General features: G+C 49.2%; 13 protein-coding genes and 1 pseudogene. 5 read left to right on the plus strand and 9 right to left on the minus strand.

The window, feature by feature from the left end:
- Positions 1–64: 64 nt before the first annotated feature.
- Together secD and P0Y67_RS18130 are read right to left on the minus strand one after the other, a co-directional pair.
- On the minus strand, positions 65–1,912 hold the full coding sequence (gene secD / locus P0Y67_RS18125) for a protein translocase subunit SecD (RefSeq protein WP_446728854.1): 1,848 nt from the start codon (positions 1,910–1,912) through the stop codon (positions 65–67).
- A gap of 72 nt (positions 1,913–1,984) precedes the next feature.
- The gene (locus tag P0Y67_RS18130; RefSeq protein WP_342393022.1) at positions 1,985–2,452 is read right to left on the minus strand and encodes a hypothetical protein; all 468 of its coding nucleotides are present in this window, start codon (positions 2,450–2,452) and stop codon (positions 1,985–1,987) included.
- Between the two features lie 305 nt (positions 2,453–2,757).
- On the opposite strand from P0Y67_RS18130, the gene ylqF reads away from it, so the two are divergent.
- Both ylqF and P0Y67_RS18140 read left to right on the plus strand, forming a co-directional pair.
- Positions 2,758–3,705, plus strand: coding sequence for a ribosome biogenesis GTPase YlqF (gene ylqF / locus P0Y67_RS18135; RefSeq protein ID WP_342393023.1), 948 nt, complete (start codon positions 2,758–2,760; stop codon positions 3,703–3,705).
- Positions 3,706–4,437: 732 nt separating this feature from the next.
- Entirely contained in the window at positions 4,438–5,598 is a 1,161-nt protein-coding gene (locus P0Y67_RS18140; RefSeq protein ID WP_342393024.1) for an MFS transporter, read from the plus strand.
- A 672-nt stretch (positions 5,599–6,270) separates the two neighbouring features.
- On the opposite strand, the gene P0Y67_RS18145 is transcribed toward P0Y67_RS18140, so the two are convergent.
- Positions 6,271–7,176, minus strand: coding sequence for an ROK family protein (locus P0Y67_RS18145; RefSeq protein WP_342393025.1), 906 nt, complete (start codon positions 7,174–7,176; stop codon positions 6,271–6,273).
- 89 nt (positions 7,177–7,265) lie between these two features.
- Between P0Y67_RS18145 and P0Y67_RS18150 the strand changes: the two genes are divergently transcribed.
- Positions 7,266–7,481, plus strand: a complete 216-nt coding sequence (locus P0Y67_RS18150; protein ID WP_342393026.1) for an acetyltransferase — start codon at positions 7,266–7,268, stop codon at positions 7,479–7,481.
- Here P0Y67_RS18150 and P0Y67_RS18155 read toward each other — a convergent pair.
- The 6 genes from P0Y67_RS18155 to P0Y67_RS18180 all read right to left on the minus strand — a co-directional run bounded on the left by P0Y67_RS18155 (position 7,478) and on the right by P0Y67_RS18180 (position 14,718).
- On the minus strand, positions 7,478–8,104 hold the full coding sequence (locus P0Y67_RS18155) for a PqiC family protein (RefSeq protein WP_342393027.1): 627 nt from the start codon (positions 8,102–8,104) through the stop codon (positions 7,478–7,480). The genes P0Y67_RS18150 and P0Y67_RS18155 overlap by 4 nt on opposite strands.
- Positions 8,104–9,750, minus strand: a complete 1,647-nt coding sequence (gene pqiB, locus P0Y67_RS18160) for an intermembrane transport protein PqiB (RefSeq protein WP_342393028.1) — start codon at positions 9,748–9,750, stop codon at positions 8,104–8,106. Before pqiB ends, P0Y67_RS18155 begins: the two co-directional genes overlap by 1 nt.
- Positions 9,747–11,099 carry a paraquat-inducible protein A gene (locus tag P0Y67_RS18165; protein ID WP_342393041.1) on the minus strand — a complete coding sequence of 451 codons (1,353 nt, stop codon included), beginning with the start codon at positions 11,097–11,099 and terminating at the stop codon, positions 9,747–9,749. Before P0Y67_RS18165 ends, pqiB begins: the two co-directional genes overlap by 4 nt.
- 255 nt (positions 11,100–11,354) lie before the next feature.
- Positions 11,355–13,139 (minus strand): class I poly(R)-hydroxyalkanoic acid synthase, encoded by a 1,785-nt coding sequence (gene phaC / locus P0Y67_RS18170; protein WP_342393029.1) that lies wholly within the window; start codon positions 13,137–13,139, stop codon positions 11,355–11,357.
- Positions 13,140–13,210: 71 nt separating this feature from the next.
- A complete protein-coding gene (locus P0Y67_RS18175) occupies positions 13,211–13,558 on the minus strand; it encodes a phasin family protein (RefSeq protein WP_046220227.1) in 348 nt (115 codons plus the stop codon).
- A gap of 71 nt (positions 13,559–13,629) precedes the next feature.
- On the minus strand, positions 13,630–14,718 hold the full coding sequence (locus tag P0Y67_RS18180; protein WP_446728856.1) for an acetyl-CoA C-acyltransferase: 1,089 nt from the start codon (positions 14,716–14,718) through the stop codon (positions 13,630–13,632).
- Between P0Y67_RS18180 and trpB the strand changes: the two are divergent.
- Positions 14,644–15,486: pseudogene (gene trpB / locus P0Y67_RS18185) on the plus strand (tryptophan synthase subunit beta); the annotation flags it as partial. The gene P0Y67_RS18180 and the pseudogene trpB sit on opposite strands and share 75 nt — an antisense overlap.
- Positions 15,486–16,292 (plus strand): tryptophan synthase subunit alpha, encoded by an 807-nt coding sequence (gene trpA, locus P0Y67_RS18190; RefSeq protein WP_342393031.1) that lies wholly within the window; start codon positions 15,486–15,488, stop codon positions 16,290–16,292. The pseudogene trpB and the gene trpA, both read left to right, overlap by 1 nt.
- Positions 16,293–16,460 lie beyond the last annotated feature (168 nt).

Raw genomic sequence — 16,460 nt, forward strand, 5'->3', positions numbered from 1 at the left:
ATAGACACAATACTGGTGATGTAACGGATATTCCGAATCCGGGATTTCAAATAACTAGCCATCTTTACACCCTCACATCACGACGGTTGTCGCGTCCCCAAATCAGATTAATCAGTGCCCGTGAAGCAAACACGCCGGTAAACATGCTGGTCAGCAGTCCCAGCCCTAAGGTCAGCGCAAAGCCCTGAATGGGCCCGTTTCCGATGGAGTACAGGATCAATGCGGTAATCATAGTCGTGATGTTGGCATCCAGTATCGTACTGAATGCGCTGCTGAAACCCAGGTCGATAGCCTGAGCAAAGCTCCGGCCTTCGGCCAGTTTGTCTTTGATTCTCTCGAAGATCAGTACGTTAGTATCCACCGCCATACCTACGGTCAGTACCAGCCCGGCGATCCCCGGCAGAGTCAGCACAGCACCCGGCAGCAATGCAATGAGGCCCAGCAGGCACACCATGTTTGCCATCAGCGCGACATTGGCCACCCAGCCAAGTCGGCGATACCACAAGGCCATGAAGGTCAGCGTCAGTGCCATACCCAGTGCCAATGCGGAAAAGCCGTTTTCTATGTTTTCCGCACCCAGCGATGCGCCTATAGTGCGTTCTTCAACGATAGTCACCGGCGCCGTCAGCGAGCCAGCACGTAACAGCAAGGCAAGTTGCTGCGCTTCATCCGGGGAGCCCGCTCCGGTAATACGGAACTGGTTACCCAACTGCGCCTGAATGGTAGCAACACTGATGACGCGCTCGCTGCGCTCGGTATCACCCCGGGCATTGGTTTTGTATTCGCGGTAGACGGTCGCCATCGGTTTGCCGATATGTTTGCCCGAAAAGTCGCTCATAATCTTGCCACCGGCATGATCGAGCGAAATGTTCACTTCCGAGAACCCCACCTGATCCATACCTGCCCGTGCATTGACAATGTGCTCGCCGCTCAGTACCGGACGTTTATTCAGAATCACAGTGCGGCCACTGTTATCTTTCAGCCTGATCACATCAGCGGAGCCTGCTTCAGAACCCGATTTCACTTCATAAAATGCCAGACTGGCGGTGGCACCAATTACATTTTTGGCCTGCGACGGATCTTGCACACCCGGCAGCTCAATACGGATGCTGTGCTCGCCCTGGCGCTGAACTAACGCTTCGGTAATACCCAGCTCTTCAATACGATCACGCATGATCTTCAGGTTCTGCTGCAGCGTCGCCGACTGGAAATCAAGCTTGTTTTGTTTAGTCGGCATTACGGTCAGGCTGTCTGAACCCCGTTTGACATCCCAGCCCGGATAATGCTGTTTCACATACTGGCTGATCAGGTTCAGCACAGTGGCGTCTTTAGTCTCTGCTTTGGTTTCAACGCTGAAACCATCCGTATCATGCTGTCTGATGCGTACCCCGCGCAGATGCTCATTGCGCAGCATCTCTGTCACATCATCCATAATCGCGGTGCGCTGTTCCTGAAACGCGGTATCAATATCCACATTCAGCAGAAACTGCACGCCACCACGTAAGTCCAGGCCGAGCTGAATCGGGCTGAAACCCATTTTTCCGAACCACTCAGGTGCCACGGAGACGTATGAATAGGTGATGCTATCGCCTTCTTGCACCCGCTTATCCAGCGCTTCACGAGCCTGAGACTGATCCGCTTCGTTATCAAAAACGATGGTCATCTGGTTGTTTTGCTGCGTAATTTCCTGCGCCTCAATCCCCTGCTGTTTCAGGTATCGGTTCACGCTGACCACATGATTCAGCTCACTGTCGACGTTGGCTGACTGGATCTGAATAGACGGCTGCTCGCCGTACCAGGTTGGAATGGCACTCAATGCCAGTATCACCAGAGTGACCACCAGGACCAGATACTTCCAGGCAGCATAGTGATTCAACACCCGAACGGATGCTCTCGAATGATTTTTCTTCATCAATATCCCCTCAGCGATGTGCCGAGTTAAAAAACAATAAATGTGACAATGTCACTCAATGACGAGGGATAATCAGATGAAGTAGAGGCTGTTGAGTGCCACATACATGGCGTTGGTTTCTTTCCAGCCGGAAAGACGATAAGAAGGGCGAAAATCCTGATAAGCCAGGTATCCTGGCGGCTGAACAAAACGCTGCGTCAGACGGGTGTCGCTGACCGGATACCAAGGCGGAGCCAGATCAAGACGATCCGGGTCACCGTCATGAACATTGTATCGCTGCGAGATGTGCCAGCGGACCGAATGAAGAATAGCGACCGCAGAGCCCGAATGCTGTGATTGGGTGGCCGGTGCTGAATCCGAAGATTTTTTATGGCAGGAAGCAGGTTCGCTGAGAACGGCATCAATCAGGCGGGATTCTGCAACAACTCGGTGTTTAACCGTCGCCCCTGCGCCTTGATCATCCAGGCACGCCATCGCCTGCGCAGAGAAGAACAGCGCAAAAAACGATAACCAAAACATGCGAATGATATGCCAGGACATAAGATGCCAACTCAATAACCAACAACGCACTATAAGTCCGAGTGTGACGGCGCTCAAGTAAAATGTTGGATAAAAAACCAGGATTTCAGGCAATGCAACCTCTATATCCCTTTGTTGCGCTCCCGCCTGCCTACCACGTGCGGGCGTTATAGTGTTAAGATCACAAAAAACAACACGACTTTGTGAACTGCAATCATGAGGGTTGCAGACCAATCAGTCTAAAACAACATCCGGGCTTTTGGCCTGACTCAGACAAGCGGGTGTTGGATTTCCACCAAGAAACACAAATAAGGTCAAATTTTCTAATGTCTAGCACAACTATCCAATGGTTTCCGGGCCACATGCACAAAGCCCGTAAAGAAATTGAAGAAGCCATTCCAAAAGTCGACGTCATTATTGAAGTGCTTGATGCCCGCATCCCTTTCAGCAGCGAAAACCCGCTGATTGCGTCTTTGCGTGGCGATAAACCGGTTATTAAGGTGCTGAACAAACGCGATCTTGCCGATCCGGAAATGACAGAGCTGTGGATTGCGCATCTGGAGAAAGAGCACAATGTGAAAGCCATGGCGATCACCACAGAAAACCAGAATGAAGTTCACAAGATTCTGGAGCTGTGCCGTAAGCTGGCGCCCAACCGTGAAGAAATGGGCAAAAACATTCGCACCATGATCATGGGTATTCCCAATGTCGGTAAATCGACCATCATCAATACCCTCGCGGGCCGATCGGTTGCCATTACAGGAAACCAGCCAGCCGTTACCCGTCAGCAGCAGCGCATTAATCTGCAAAACGGCATTGTGCTGTCTGACACTCCGGGTATTTTGTGGCCAAAAGTAGAAAACCCGCACAGTGGTTTCCGTCTGGCTGCTACCGGTGCCGTAAAAGATACCGCCATGGACTATATTGATGTGGCTTTCTTTACGGTGGAATATTTGAAAGACGCCTACCCGAGCCTTTTGCAGAAGCGTTACGAGCTGGAAGATGAATTACCCGACTCTGAAATTGAGCTGATGGAAGCCATTGGCCGTAAACGCGGCTGCTTGCGTTCAGGCGGTAAAGTGGATTTACACAAAGCGTCCGAGATTCTGATCAATGAGCTGCGCAATGGCACACTGGGACAAATCACCATGGAACGGCCTGAGATGATCACTCAGGAATTGATTGATGTCGCTCTGGACAATGAACGTAAAGCGGCCGATAAAGCCAAGAACAAAGAAGAAAGACGTAAACGCTATCTGAGAAACAAGCGATAAACGCCGCATAAAAAAAGGTGCTGTTCCCCCGCTACGCGGAACAGCACCACAGTCAATCATCGACAAAATGTACCTACACTCAGTAGTCTGCAGTGGCTTGGAGATCGCTTGTAATCAGTGACCTGCAAGATTACAAGTTTTCACCACCACAGCCTGACTATAACAATGCACACATCGTGCCAACTTTGCAACCCATTGATTTATAATCAGTTGATGTAATCCCTTCCGCTTGTTAACCAAAAACAACCATAAAAATTTGCACTGGATAAGTGAATCTTTGCACCAAAAAGAGCTACCGGGCCTCTTTTCACGAGACTAATGCTGACAATTAAACAAAAAAGAAATTATTTTATGCTGCCAGCCCATGACTGGTTAAAAGTTAACCACAACTATTTGATAGACAACAAATATTTACACATCTAAATAATTGGCTAATCTCTATTTTTATCAATCATAAACATTTGAATAATAACAATTAATATTATGGTTAACACAGATTTAACCAGATTAAACACTAACAGCTCTAAATAGCCATTTTTCCATATAATATGTGTGAGAAAAACCGACTCTGGATATTACTTTTTCTCATTTTACCTTCATCGTTTTTCAGTCCATATTCTGCGCAATATACACAGGCGCCGCCTGTAACGTCTTTGCGCAGGTCCACCCAAAGCTGTTGACCCAAACGGCTCCCCTGCAAGGCCTGCACCCTTTAATTTGGAGATTAGTGTAGTGAGTCATATCACTGCTACGCGTCAGTCCGGCGGTATTTTTGTACCGGTTGCCGGCCTGGCGATTTTTGCTATTGCATCAGGTTATCTAATGAGCCTGATCCCACTGACGTTAAGTTTTTTTGCTCTGCCTGCTTCTCTGGCCAGTTGGCTGGCCAGTACGTTTTATTTAGGCTTGCTGATTGGCGCACTGCTGGTCGAAAAAGTGGTGGCTCGTGTCGGGCACAGAATTGCCTTTGTCAGTTTTCTGGCACTGCTGGCAGTCACTATTGTCATTATGCCGATAGTACCAGAGCAACTGACCTGGCTGATGGCACGCTTTGTGGCCGGTATCGCTGTGGCAGGCATCTTTGTGGTCGTTGAGTCCTGGCTACTGATTGGCGATAACAAAAAAGAACGAGCCAAGCGTCTGGGTTTATACATGACAGCCCTGTACGGTGGCGGTACTCTGGGGCAATTTGGCATTGGCTTCATTGGTGTGGAAGGATTGCTGCCTTTTGTCAGTATTCTGGCTTTGATCGCGCTGGCGACAATACCCGCGCTGGCATGCAAGCAATCACAACCGGCTTGCGAACAACACATCAGCCTGTCTGCCCGCCAGATTTTTGCATTGAGCAAACCTGCGGTACTGGGTTGTTTCGTCTCAGGTATTGTCATGAGCTCGGTCTATGGCCTTTTGCCCATTTCGCTGCAGATGCAAAACCTGACCGCTGAGCAAATCGGTGGCTTAATGGCTTCGACCGTTCTGGGTGGCATGGCCATTCAGCCTGTGGTCAGCGCGTTATCCTGTAAGATGAGTAAAACCCTGCTGATGGCAGCGGCCTGTCTGTTAGGTATTTTTGCAACCGGACTGATGAGCCTGATTCCCGGTTACAGTATTATGGTGGTGGGTTTGGCGCTACTGGGTATGTCTTCTTTTGCGCTGTATCCGATTGCAATCTCGCTGGCATGTGATGAGCTGGATTCATCGGTGATTGTATCTGCCACACAGATCATGCTCTTCAGCTACAGCTTTGGTTCTGTTGCCGGCCCGTTGGTCGCCGGAACCTTTTTGGAACAGGAGCACGGACTGAACAACTTCTTCTTTGTTGCTTTGGCCAGCACGGCGGTTTATATGCTGATTGTCAGTCTGAAGCAGAAGCCGCAGATTGTGGCGGGTTGACAGGACTTTAGGGATACAAAAATTTCTGGCTATAAAAAAGAGCGGGCGCAACTTTCGTTGCGCCCTTAGGTCTTACTTGCAGCAATCCAGCTACTAATGTGCTCCCTGCATCATTCCTTGATATTGCTGTATCCTTCAGCGTTTCCCTAAAACTCCGTCCCGGAGGTGTTCCACTTGGTCTTACCCTGACCCATTGCAACGTCCTGTTACAACTCTCTTCTCCATCCTGGAGGTGTCCCTGACTTCTTCCTGAAGCGGTCCTTATGTCGTCCTGACCAGTAAGCATCCTACCTACTGTATCGAATCCATCCGATTGTTCCCTTCACAGTCCTTGTCGATACACCTTCCTGATGTACCTGTCTCATCCTGAGACTGCCAAAATCCGTGGCCTGTTCCTGTTCCGTTCCGTCAGTTCCTTCCGACGCGGTACAGATTACTCGATTCAGGATTCTGCGCAACGAACGGAGATCACACTTTACATATCAATTAAAGTAACAACTCAATCATTTAACCTATCAGGTTGAATGATAAAGATTAATTTATTTACTATGAGAATTAACAGCCATGAAATAAACGTAATCTCCCACATTCTTGTGAGATATCTCTTACAATAAGCAGGGCCGATATCTCAAAACATGCCATTATCTTGCTGTTTGGCAGAGAACAATTTACTTATTTCACTAACATTGCAGCACCAAAAACACCTGCGCTGTCCCCTAAAATCGGTTTCACAACAGGGGTTTTTAACACTGAATTAAATAAATGCGGCATTATCGCCTGCCTGCCCGCATCGTATAGCTTGTCGATATTGCCAACACCACCGCCGACGATAATCACATCGGGATCCAGGATATTAATCACCTGTGCAACTGCAAGGCCAAAATAGTGAATTAATCGTTCCTCCACATACCTCGCATCAAGATCGCCCTGCTGAGCCAGTCGCATAATGTCATTCAATGATACCTGCTCGCCGGTCCTGGCATGATAAGCCTGTTCCAAACCTGGCCCGGATATTACGGTTTCGAGGCAGCCGTATTTTCCGCAATAACAGGCTCGTCCTTCCGGCTCGATAACATTGTGCCCCCACTCACCGGCTATGCCATGCAAGCCATTAATAACTTTGCCGTTAACGACAATCCCAGCTCCCACACCCGTACCCATGATGATACCAAAGACAACGTCAGCATCAGGGCTTACTTGCTGAACCACACCTAATTGCGTTTCTGCCAGCACAAGGCAGTTCGCATCGTTAGCCACCCTGACTTTCACATTCAGTAACTCAGCCAGATCAGCATCCAGTGGCTGCCCGTTTAAGGCCGTTGAATTACAATTTTTCATGACACCGGTTGCCGGGTCCAACGCACCCGGCGTCCCAAAACCAATCGCATTCGGATAGCAACCAAGCTGCTCCGCACAGCTGTCCACCAGCAACTTTATTCGCTGCAGCAGATGTGTATAACCTTTCTCAGCCTGACTGGGAATGCGCTCGCGAAGTACGCAGCGATCATCTGAGCGTGCCATCACCGCACACTCCACTTTTGTGCCTCCCAGATCTATGCCCCAATAATACTGCTCCATTAAAAATCGTCCTTTTCAACGCCTGAGATAAAATCGACCATAATTAGAATACCCCTTCCATGACCTGATGACTGCTGGAGGTTGGTACTATGTTTTTGAAAGAAGCGAAAACCGGGGATCTGGTTGATGTGGTAGACATGGCCTCACTCACCAACCCCTTTAAACGCCATGTCACTGTACAGTTTCAATCCGGTGAAGATCTGGCTGATCCTGTCTCAATAGACAAACAGCACCTGGCTTTTCCGTCTGGTGAAGGGCTGCCCGAGTGCTGGATGAACGGGTATTACCGATTACAACAACGCTAGAGGCTGCTGCGCTCCCCGGAATACAAAGCCACAGCTGACACACGCTGAGCGATCTGAGTGGTAAGCCGATTCACGGCTTCCGACAAGGCATCCACCTGCGCACTGTACCCCGGCTCTTTTAAAGGGACCTGAAAACTGAATGGCTGCACAGTTTTCAGGTCTCCGTTTTGTCCGGTCAAGATCCACTCACCACTGAAATACGCCGAGCCGCTGAAATGGCCATTAAAGGCGTTTACCCTGACTTGCAGTCTGGGCACATTGGCCGTTTTTATCGCTGCCGATAACTCTGTCGGCCAGTAACGTGACTGCTTCAGGCGCAGATCGCCGTTAATACGCCGTGTAAGTTGACGGGTAATATCTTCAGCCCACAGATTTTGCTGCGCCTGAACCACGGCTGTGTGACTGGTTTGATAAACTAACCCTGTGCCCGTTAAGTGCAGCGCCATTTCAACCGGTGATACCACTAATATTGGCTGTTGTGTAACTAACGCCGGCGCCGATTGCTCAGGCGCCTGAGGTAGCAGGTAAGTTGTAATATCCGATTCTTCAGGCTGACTGCTGCAACCTGTCAACACCAGCCCAGCCAACCAAACGGCAGATAGTAAACAGTGACGAAAATTCATTATTGTACTCCTGCTGCGGGTATCGGATCTTTACCTTTACTGTCTGAAAAAATCAGCGAGTTAGGCTTGTCGTTCACTTGCCTTAGTACCGGTTGCAACTCTTTCATCACCTGCTCAAACCGTATCAGCACCTGTTCGAGATTTCGGTAAGTCGCACCGTCGGAGCCGTAACTGTTTAACGTCGCCTGAATTTGCGCCAGGCTGTTTCGCAGTTCCGCTGGTATGGCTTTTGTATCCTGTTGTGCAAGCAACACATTCACACTTTTTGCTGCCTGCTCAGCGGCTTTCAACGTGCGCTCAGTCGCGGCCAGCGTCTGATTCAGCCCCTTGAGAGTACTTTCCACGGGTAAGTTGTTTAACTTATCAAGTAACGAAGCGACCTGTTTTTGAATCTCTGCAAACCCACCGGCTTTGGTGGGAAAAACATCATACTCCTGGTAGGTCAGCAGCCTGGGATCCGGCTCTTCCGGGTAAAACTCCACATCCACCATTAATTGCCCGGTTAAGAAATTAGCGGTTTTCAATGAAGCACGTAAACCTTCCCGAAACTGATGACTGAGATCTTCCTGTAATGTCTGCAGGTTTTCAGTCCCTACATACTCCTGCACTCGCGCGAGTTCTAATCTGGCAAGCACCGGAATTTGCTGATTGGAAAAACCGCGGGTTTGGTTGGGCAAACGTAGAGGCACTTTAGACACAGTACCAATGCGGATCCCGCGATATTCAACCGGTGCCCCTTCACTCAACCCACGTACCGATTCGTCGAACAGCAACACATATTCCAGGTACTGATCATAAAAGCGCTCCTGCACTTCATTCTGATTGTTGTAAAGCCGGAATCGGCTGAGCTGTTTAGTGATGAGTTCGCCAGGATCGGCACCTTGCTGAATATTAAAACTCACGCCCCCTGTGATGAGTGATTCCACCGAACCGATTTTGAGATTAAAGCCCTCGGCCGACATGTTCAGTTCCACACCGGACGTTAACCAGAATCGGGTTCGCTTTCGAATCAGACCGTCATAAGGTTCAAAGATAAATAGCTGATAATTCGCTTTTTTTGATTGGGTATCAAAGCTGACCTGCTCCACCCGACCGACAGTAAACCCTTCGTAAAGAACAGGATCACCAACGCTTAACTTTCCTGCCTCATTATGGGTCAGGATCAAACGTAGTCCTTTCGCATCCAGCGGTGCTACCGGGGGGATATCCAGGACGGTGAATGTGCGCTGCTCATCGCTCTCCACACCGGGCTGCAGCTCAATATACGCACCGGATAATAAGGTTTCCAACCCGGATATCCCTTCCTTGCCGATACGTGGTTTCACCACCCAAAACCGCGTGTCGGTTCTCAACATTCTTTCGGCATCTTTGTCCATCTGGGCTGTCGCTAAAATTGAATTGTAATCATCACTGAGTTTTACATTGGTAATGACACCGACTTTGACATTCAAAGCTTTGATTTCAGTTTTACCCACTTCGAGACCTTCTGCGGTATTGAGCTTAAGTGTTACTTCTGGGCCTTTACTGGCCAGAAACTGGATCAGCATCCAAAAGCCAATCAATACAGCAACAATCGGAACCAGCCAGATCAGTGATAGCTGTCGAATCTGGCTGACTTCAGCTTTTGGCGGCGTTTGATCGCTCATGAATGGGGTTCCTTATGAATAATGGTCGTGTTCACACTGTGTTCCGGCTTTGTGGACTGGTCTGTTTTTTCTCCTGACAGCATGTTTTGCCAGAAAACACGCGGATCAAACACCATCGCCGCTAACATGGTCAGTATGACAACCGAAGCAAAAGACAGCGCTGCCGGTCCCGGATAAATCGCCATCAAATTCTGTAACTGCACCAAAGCAACAAGCAGTGCCACGACAAAAATATCAATCATCGACCACCGACCGATAAACTCAGCCATCCTGTACAGCTTTAAACGCCGTATGGCTTTTCTGTCTTCATCGTCAATGTTTCGCGCTGCCGCAAAAAAGAGCCATCCAAGTGCAAAAATCTTGGCCAGAGGGATCACCACGCTGGCGATAAAGATCACCATGGCGATGGGATAGGACCCGTGATGCCAGAGCAGCACAACCCCGCCAATAATGGTTGAGCCCTCTGATTTACCCAAGCTTACCGTGTACATCATCGGATACAGATTTGCCGGGAATAAAAAGACAGCCGAAGCCAGCAATAACGCCCAGGCATATTGCAGATTTTTAGCCGGATGATAGGGATGCAGCTTCCCGCCACAGCGAATACACCTTTGCTGATGGCCATCAGCAACAGGGTTTAGCTGCGCGCAAGTGTGGCAGGAGATATGGTTACGAGAATGGTGGCTGTCGCCAGCTTTTACTTCCGGCAACGGCACCATAGGGGCAAACTGCAGCCAGAGCCAGGTTCTGTCAACCATGGCGACACATTTCACAACCAGCATTGTATAAAGGCAAAAGGCCCAGAATGACATCCCCAGCCCGACATCTGCCAGTGCGGCAATTTTGATCAGACTGACCAGAATGCCTATCAGGAAGACATCAACCATCAGCCAGGGTTCGATACGCAAAGTCAGCCGGCACAAGCTTTTGACTCTGTGGCTGACACTGTCGCTATCAATCTTTCCATGTTCTGCACTAACCCAATACAGGTATAAAACAGAGGTGATATAACAAGCCGGTAAAATAACAACAGTCATTAACAACAATAAACCTAATAAACTGTTCTCGAACTGAGCGAGCATCTGAGCAGAATGCATCAGGGTGATTTCTTGCTGAATACCTTGCACACTGAAGGACATAAAAGGAAAACTGACACTCAGTACCAGCATAACCAGACAAGCGATACCATAGGCCAATGTCCGCTGCTGAGGGTGTTTGATGGTTTTCATCAGCAAATGCCCACAACGCGGACAACATGCACGCTGCCCAGGCTCTAACACAGGCAGAGCAACCACCAGGCCGCATTCCTCACACCCAGTTATCCCTGCAGTTTGCTGCTCGTGCTGCATGCCGTCCTTACCTCTTTGGGTAGTCATAAAACCAGTATAGATAGGGACGCCTTAAATGAGGGGATTTCTTAAGAGATAAAGCGTTCAAATACAGAGAGATGAATCGTGCTGACGAGTATTATCGGGACAGGCGCTTTAGCCCACTGTCCCTGGACAGACACCAATGATCCAGACGATTACAACGTTTGTGCTTCAACCATAAAAAAACCAGTGGCAAGCCACTGGTTTTTGCAATGTCGATGTGGTTATCAGCGATTAATTTGAGTTTGAAAACTCAATCGGCAGTGTTTGCTTCACATAATCACCAGGTGCTGGACCTATAGGTGGGAAGCTTTCATTGCCAACATCACGGGCAGATACCTGCTCTTCGGAATTAAAGCCATTCAACCAGGTATTCCAGTGATTCCACCATGAGCCGTCGTGGTGGGTCGCCCCCGCCAGCCAGGCTTCGGGATCAGATTCAGCGTTATCGTTGGTATAAAAACCGTACTTATTTTTGTCAGGATGATTAATGATACCAGCAATATGACCGGACTCACCCAGCACGAACACTGAATCACCCTTCAGCACTTTCGAGCCGCGATAAGTACCCTGCCACAGAGCAATATGGTCTTCCTGAGTAGAAATAAAGTAAGTCGGTACTTTGATCTTCGACAAATCAATATACACGCCACCTACTTTATACCCTTTCGGATCCATCAGTTTATTTTCCAGATAGAACTGACGTAACAATGTACTGTGACACGCTTTCGCCACGTTGGTGCTATCACCATTCCAGAACAGCAGATCAAAATCGATAGGGCTGTTTCCTTTCAGGTAATTATTAACGTAATAGTTCCAGTACAAGCTGTTTTCACGCAGCAGACTAAAGGTCACGCTCAGTGAGCGACCGTCCATATAGCCTTTCAGCTCATTCTGGGCTTCAATGGCCGAAATAATCGGATCATTAATATAAGCGCCAATTTCACCCGGCTGAGAGAAATCGAGGATAGTGGTAAAGAAAGTGGCGGACTTCACACGGTTACGCATGCGTTTCGCAGAGCTGTACGCCAGGGCAGTGGCCAACAAGGTACCGCCAATACAATAACCTACGGTGTGAATTTGATTGACACCACTAACACTTTCAGCAACATCCAATGCTTTTAGCGCGCCTTCCAATACATAGGTATCGAAATCCACATCCTGCATTGTCGCATCAGGATTACGCCATGAAATCATGAAGACAGTATGTCCCTGCTCCACCATCCAGCGAGCCATAGAGTTCTTTTCTCGCAGATCCATGATGTAATATTTGTTGATAAACGGCGGCACAATCAGTACAGGGGTCGCATTCACGGTTTCTGTCAGCGGTTTGTACTGAATAAGTTCAAACAAGTCATTTTTGAAAATGACTTGTCCTGGCGTGTTGGCGATATTATCGCCCACCTGGAATGCATCGCCATTTGTCATGCGAATTTTCAGTACATCCGCACTGGACTGCATGTCTTCATGCAGCAGTTCCATCCCTTTAATCAGGTTCTGACCGTTGGTTTCAACCGTCAGTTTTGCCAGCTCAGGGTTGGTGGTAATAAAGTTGGTCGGCGATAGTGCGTTAATAGCCTGACGCGAAAAGAAGTTCAAACGTTCTTTCGCTTTATCGTCTAAACCTTCAATAGAATCAATGGTCTCTTTCATCTTATTGCTGAACAGCAAATAAGATTGCTTGATGCAGTTATAAAAAGCTTCGTTTTGCCAGGCAGGATCGATAAATCGTTTATCATCGTTTGCCGGAGTAACAACATCCTGATTATCACCAGACATAGTGACGTTTTGCAAAATCTTCATTTGGCTTTCAAACCAATCCATCTGAATTTTTGCAATAACAGCAGGCTGCGCAGATGCATTTTCCAGCCAAGCCGTTGTGTCTTCCAGATTCAACTCACTCAGCGCTTTATTGAGCGGAGTATTAATGGCTGCCTTGCCGGAATCAAACTCCTTCCACCACGCTTGGTTCATTTCCTGGAGTTTAGCAAAGTAGTCCGTGAAAAAATTCGGGTTCATCGCAATGACCTCTGCTTTTGGACTAAAAATGCCGCCCACAAGACGGGACGGCATTAAGACAGGAAAAGAACTTAAGCGGGTGTAACTTGCTTTACATTCTCTGCAACCAGCTCTTCAACTTCAGTTTTGAAGCCTTGAGCCAGTGCTGAAAACTTGTTGCTGTCATCAACCAGTTGCTTAGACAGATTAGTCAGGTTTTCCAGCTGTTGGCTTTGGAAAGAAGTCAGTGATTGCAGATCCTTGATTTCACTGATTGCTTTAAGCTGAGACAGACCCAAATCGCTGTAAGCACGTACTGCTGCCAGTTGAAGTTCAGTCAGCTCTTCCACGTTCTTAGTGAACAGCTTGTTGAATTTCACATAAGGTGCCAGAGATTTTTCAGTTTGCTCAGAGAAAGATTTAAACATTTCCGTATACATAATATGTTTCCTTAATTTAAGTGCTATTTTCAGCGCCAGTGAATACTGACGCCAGTTAGTTAACGAGTCGTTTAGACACTTTTCAGTACGATAGCTGTACCCATACCGCCACCGACGCACAGTGTGGCAAGGCCATACTCTGTTCCACGGCGGCGCATCTCGTGCAGCAGACTGACAATAATACGGTTACCCGATGCACCCAGAGGGTGACCCAAGGCAATCGCACCACCATTAACATTGCTACGCTCGGCCAAGTCTTCGACCTTGGTATTCAAGTTGTCAGCCAGCTCATGCAACACGCCCAATGCCTGCCCGGCAAAGGCTTCGTTAAACTCAAACAGACCCACTGAATCAATGTTTAAATCGGCTTTCTCCAGGGCTTTCATTACCGCTGGTACAGGGCCAAGACCCATGACCTCAGGGGCAACACCCGCTTGCGCATAACTTTCGATTTCTGCCAGCGGTGTTAAACCATATTTTTCTACGGCGGCAGCAGAAGCCACAATGATTGCACTCGCACCATCATTGATACCTGATGCGTTTCCTGCGGTTACTGAACCTTCAGGTTTGAATGCTGGACGCAGTTTCTGCAAACCTTCCAATGTTGCATCGGCTTTCGGATACTCATCCGTATCAACCGTTTTCGTCTCACGACGCTCTTTCACTTCAACAGAAACGATTTCTTCAGCAAATTTGCCCTGTTCAATGGCAACTACCGCTTTTTGCTGGCTTGCCAGCGCAAAGTTGTCCTGTTGTTCACGGGTCAGACCCACTTTTTCAACGACATTTTCAGCCGTCACACCCATGTGGTACTGATTAAAGACATCGGTCAGACCGTCGTTAATCAGTAAATCAGTCAGTTGCAGATTACCCATTTTCTGTCCATCACGGATGGAAGCGGGTACGGTAAACGGAATCTGCGACATGTTTTCGGCACCGGCAGCCACCACCAGCTCAGCGTCACCGGCTTTAATGTGTGCAGCAGCGTCCATGACCGCTTTCATGCCACTACCACATACCATGTTCAGGCTGTAGGCCGGAACCTGATCTGGAATACCTGCAAAAATTGCCGCCTGTCGTCCAGGGCCCATACCCTGGCCTGCACCCTGCTGGGCCTGAAATGCCGCATTTACATGGGCGCCAAAGACGTTGAGCGCCAGAGCCCCAACGTGTTTCGCATGAAACTGATGGGCGCAGAAGTCATTCCGGTTCATTCCGGCTCAGCGACCTTGAAAGATGCCTGTAACGAAGCCATGCGTGACTGGTCCGCCACTTACGACAAGGCGCATTATCTGCTGGGAACAGCAGCAGGGCCGCACCCTTTCCCAACCATAGTCCGTGAATTCCAGCGCATTATCGGCGAGGAAACCAAAGCGCAGATTCTTGACAAAGAAGGCCGCCTGCCGGATGCGGTAATTGCTTGTGTCGGCGGCGGTTCCAACGCTATCGGCATGTTTGCCGATTTTATCGAAGACACCAGTGTGAAACTGATTGGTGTGGAGCCTGCCGGTCTGGGCCTGGATACCCACATGCACGGCGCGCCGCTGAAACATGGCAAGCTGGGGATTTTCTTCGGTATGAAAGCCCCGTTAATGCAGGATGAACATGGTCAGGTGGAGGAGTCTTACTCTATCTCTGCCGGTTTGGACTTCCCGTCTGTCGGCCCTCAGCATGCCCATCTCAATGCCACCGGCCGCGCGGAATACGGCTCAGTAACCGACGACGAAGCACTGGATGCTTTTCAGGCGCTGGCCCGTAATGAAGGCATTATTCCGGCGCTGGAATCGGCACATGCCCTCGCGTATGCACTCAAGCTGATTAAAGATGAACCAGAAAAGGAACAACTCCTGGTGGTTAACCTATCTGGCCGTGGCGACAAAGATATCTTTACCGTACATAAGATTCTGGATGAAAAGGGAGCCCTGTAATGGACCGTTATCAAGCTTTATTCAGCCGTTTAGCGGCCAAACAGGAAGGCGCGTTTGTTCCTTTTGTCACCTTGGGGGATCCGAGTCCGGCACTCTCGTTACAGATCATTGATACCTTAGTTGAATCCGGGGCCGATGCCCTTGAGCTGGGTATACCATTTTCAGACCCGCTCGCCGACGGCCCGACCATTCAGGGGGCAACTATCCGTGCGCTGGATGCCGGCACCACCCCTGACACCTGTTTTGAGCTGTTAACACAGGTGCGGGAAAAGTACCCCGAGTTGCCCATTGGCCTGCTGATGTACGCCAACCTGGTGTTTGCAGGCGGCATTGAGCATTTTTACCGTCGTTGCCAGGAAGCAGGCGTTGACTCGGTTCTGGTCGCAGATGTGCCTGTTAATGAATCTGCAGAGTTCCGGCAGGCGGCGGAAAAATACGGGATTCACCCGATTTTCATCGCCCCGCCCAATGCCACGGCAAATACGCTGAAAACCGTGGCCGAGTTCGGCGGTGGTTATACTTACCTGCTGTCGCGCGCCGGTGTAACCGGGGCGGAAACCAAAGCAGGTATGCCTATTGACCATCTGCTGGCCTCACTGGCCGAATATAAAGCGCCCCCCGCACTGCTGGGTTTTGGGATCTCAGAGCCGGCACAGGTGTCTGACGCGATCAAAGCCGGTGCTGCCGGGGCGATATCCGGCTCTGCGGTAGTGAAAATTATTGAGCAGCACAAAGATAATCCGGACGCTTTGCTCCATGCATTAGGACAATTCATCCACAGCATGAAGCAAGCCACCAAAGGCTGATGCATTTCCTTCACCCAGAACAGAGCCCTGGCTTGATTACAAGCCGGGGCTTTTGTGTTAACAACGCTTTTACATCCCCCCTTCCCGAGCATAAAAAACGTAATGCATAAGCCCGCCAGCCTATTAAAATAAATCGCCCCTAAATCGTAACCCAAGTAGAAAGTAACG

The organism is Photobacterium sp. SP02, from assembly GCF_038519165.1.
GTDB classification, from domain to species: Bacteria; Pseudomonadota; Gammaproteobacteria; order Enterobacterales; family Vibrionaceae; genus Photobacterium; species Photobacterium halotolerans.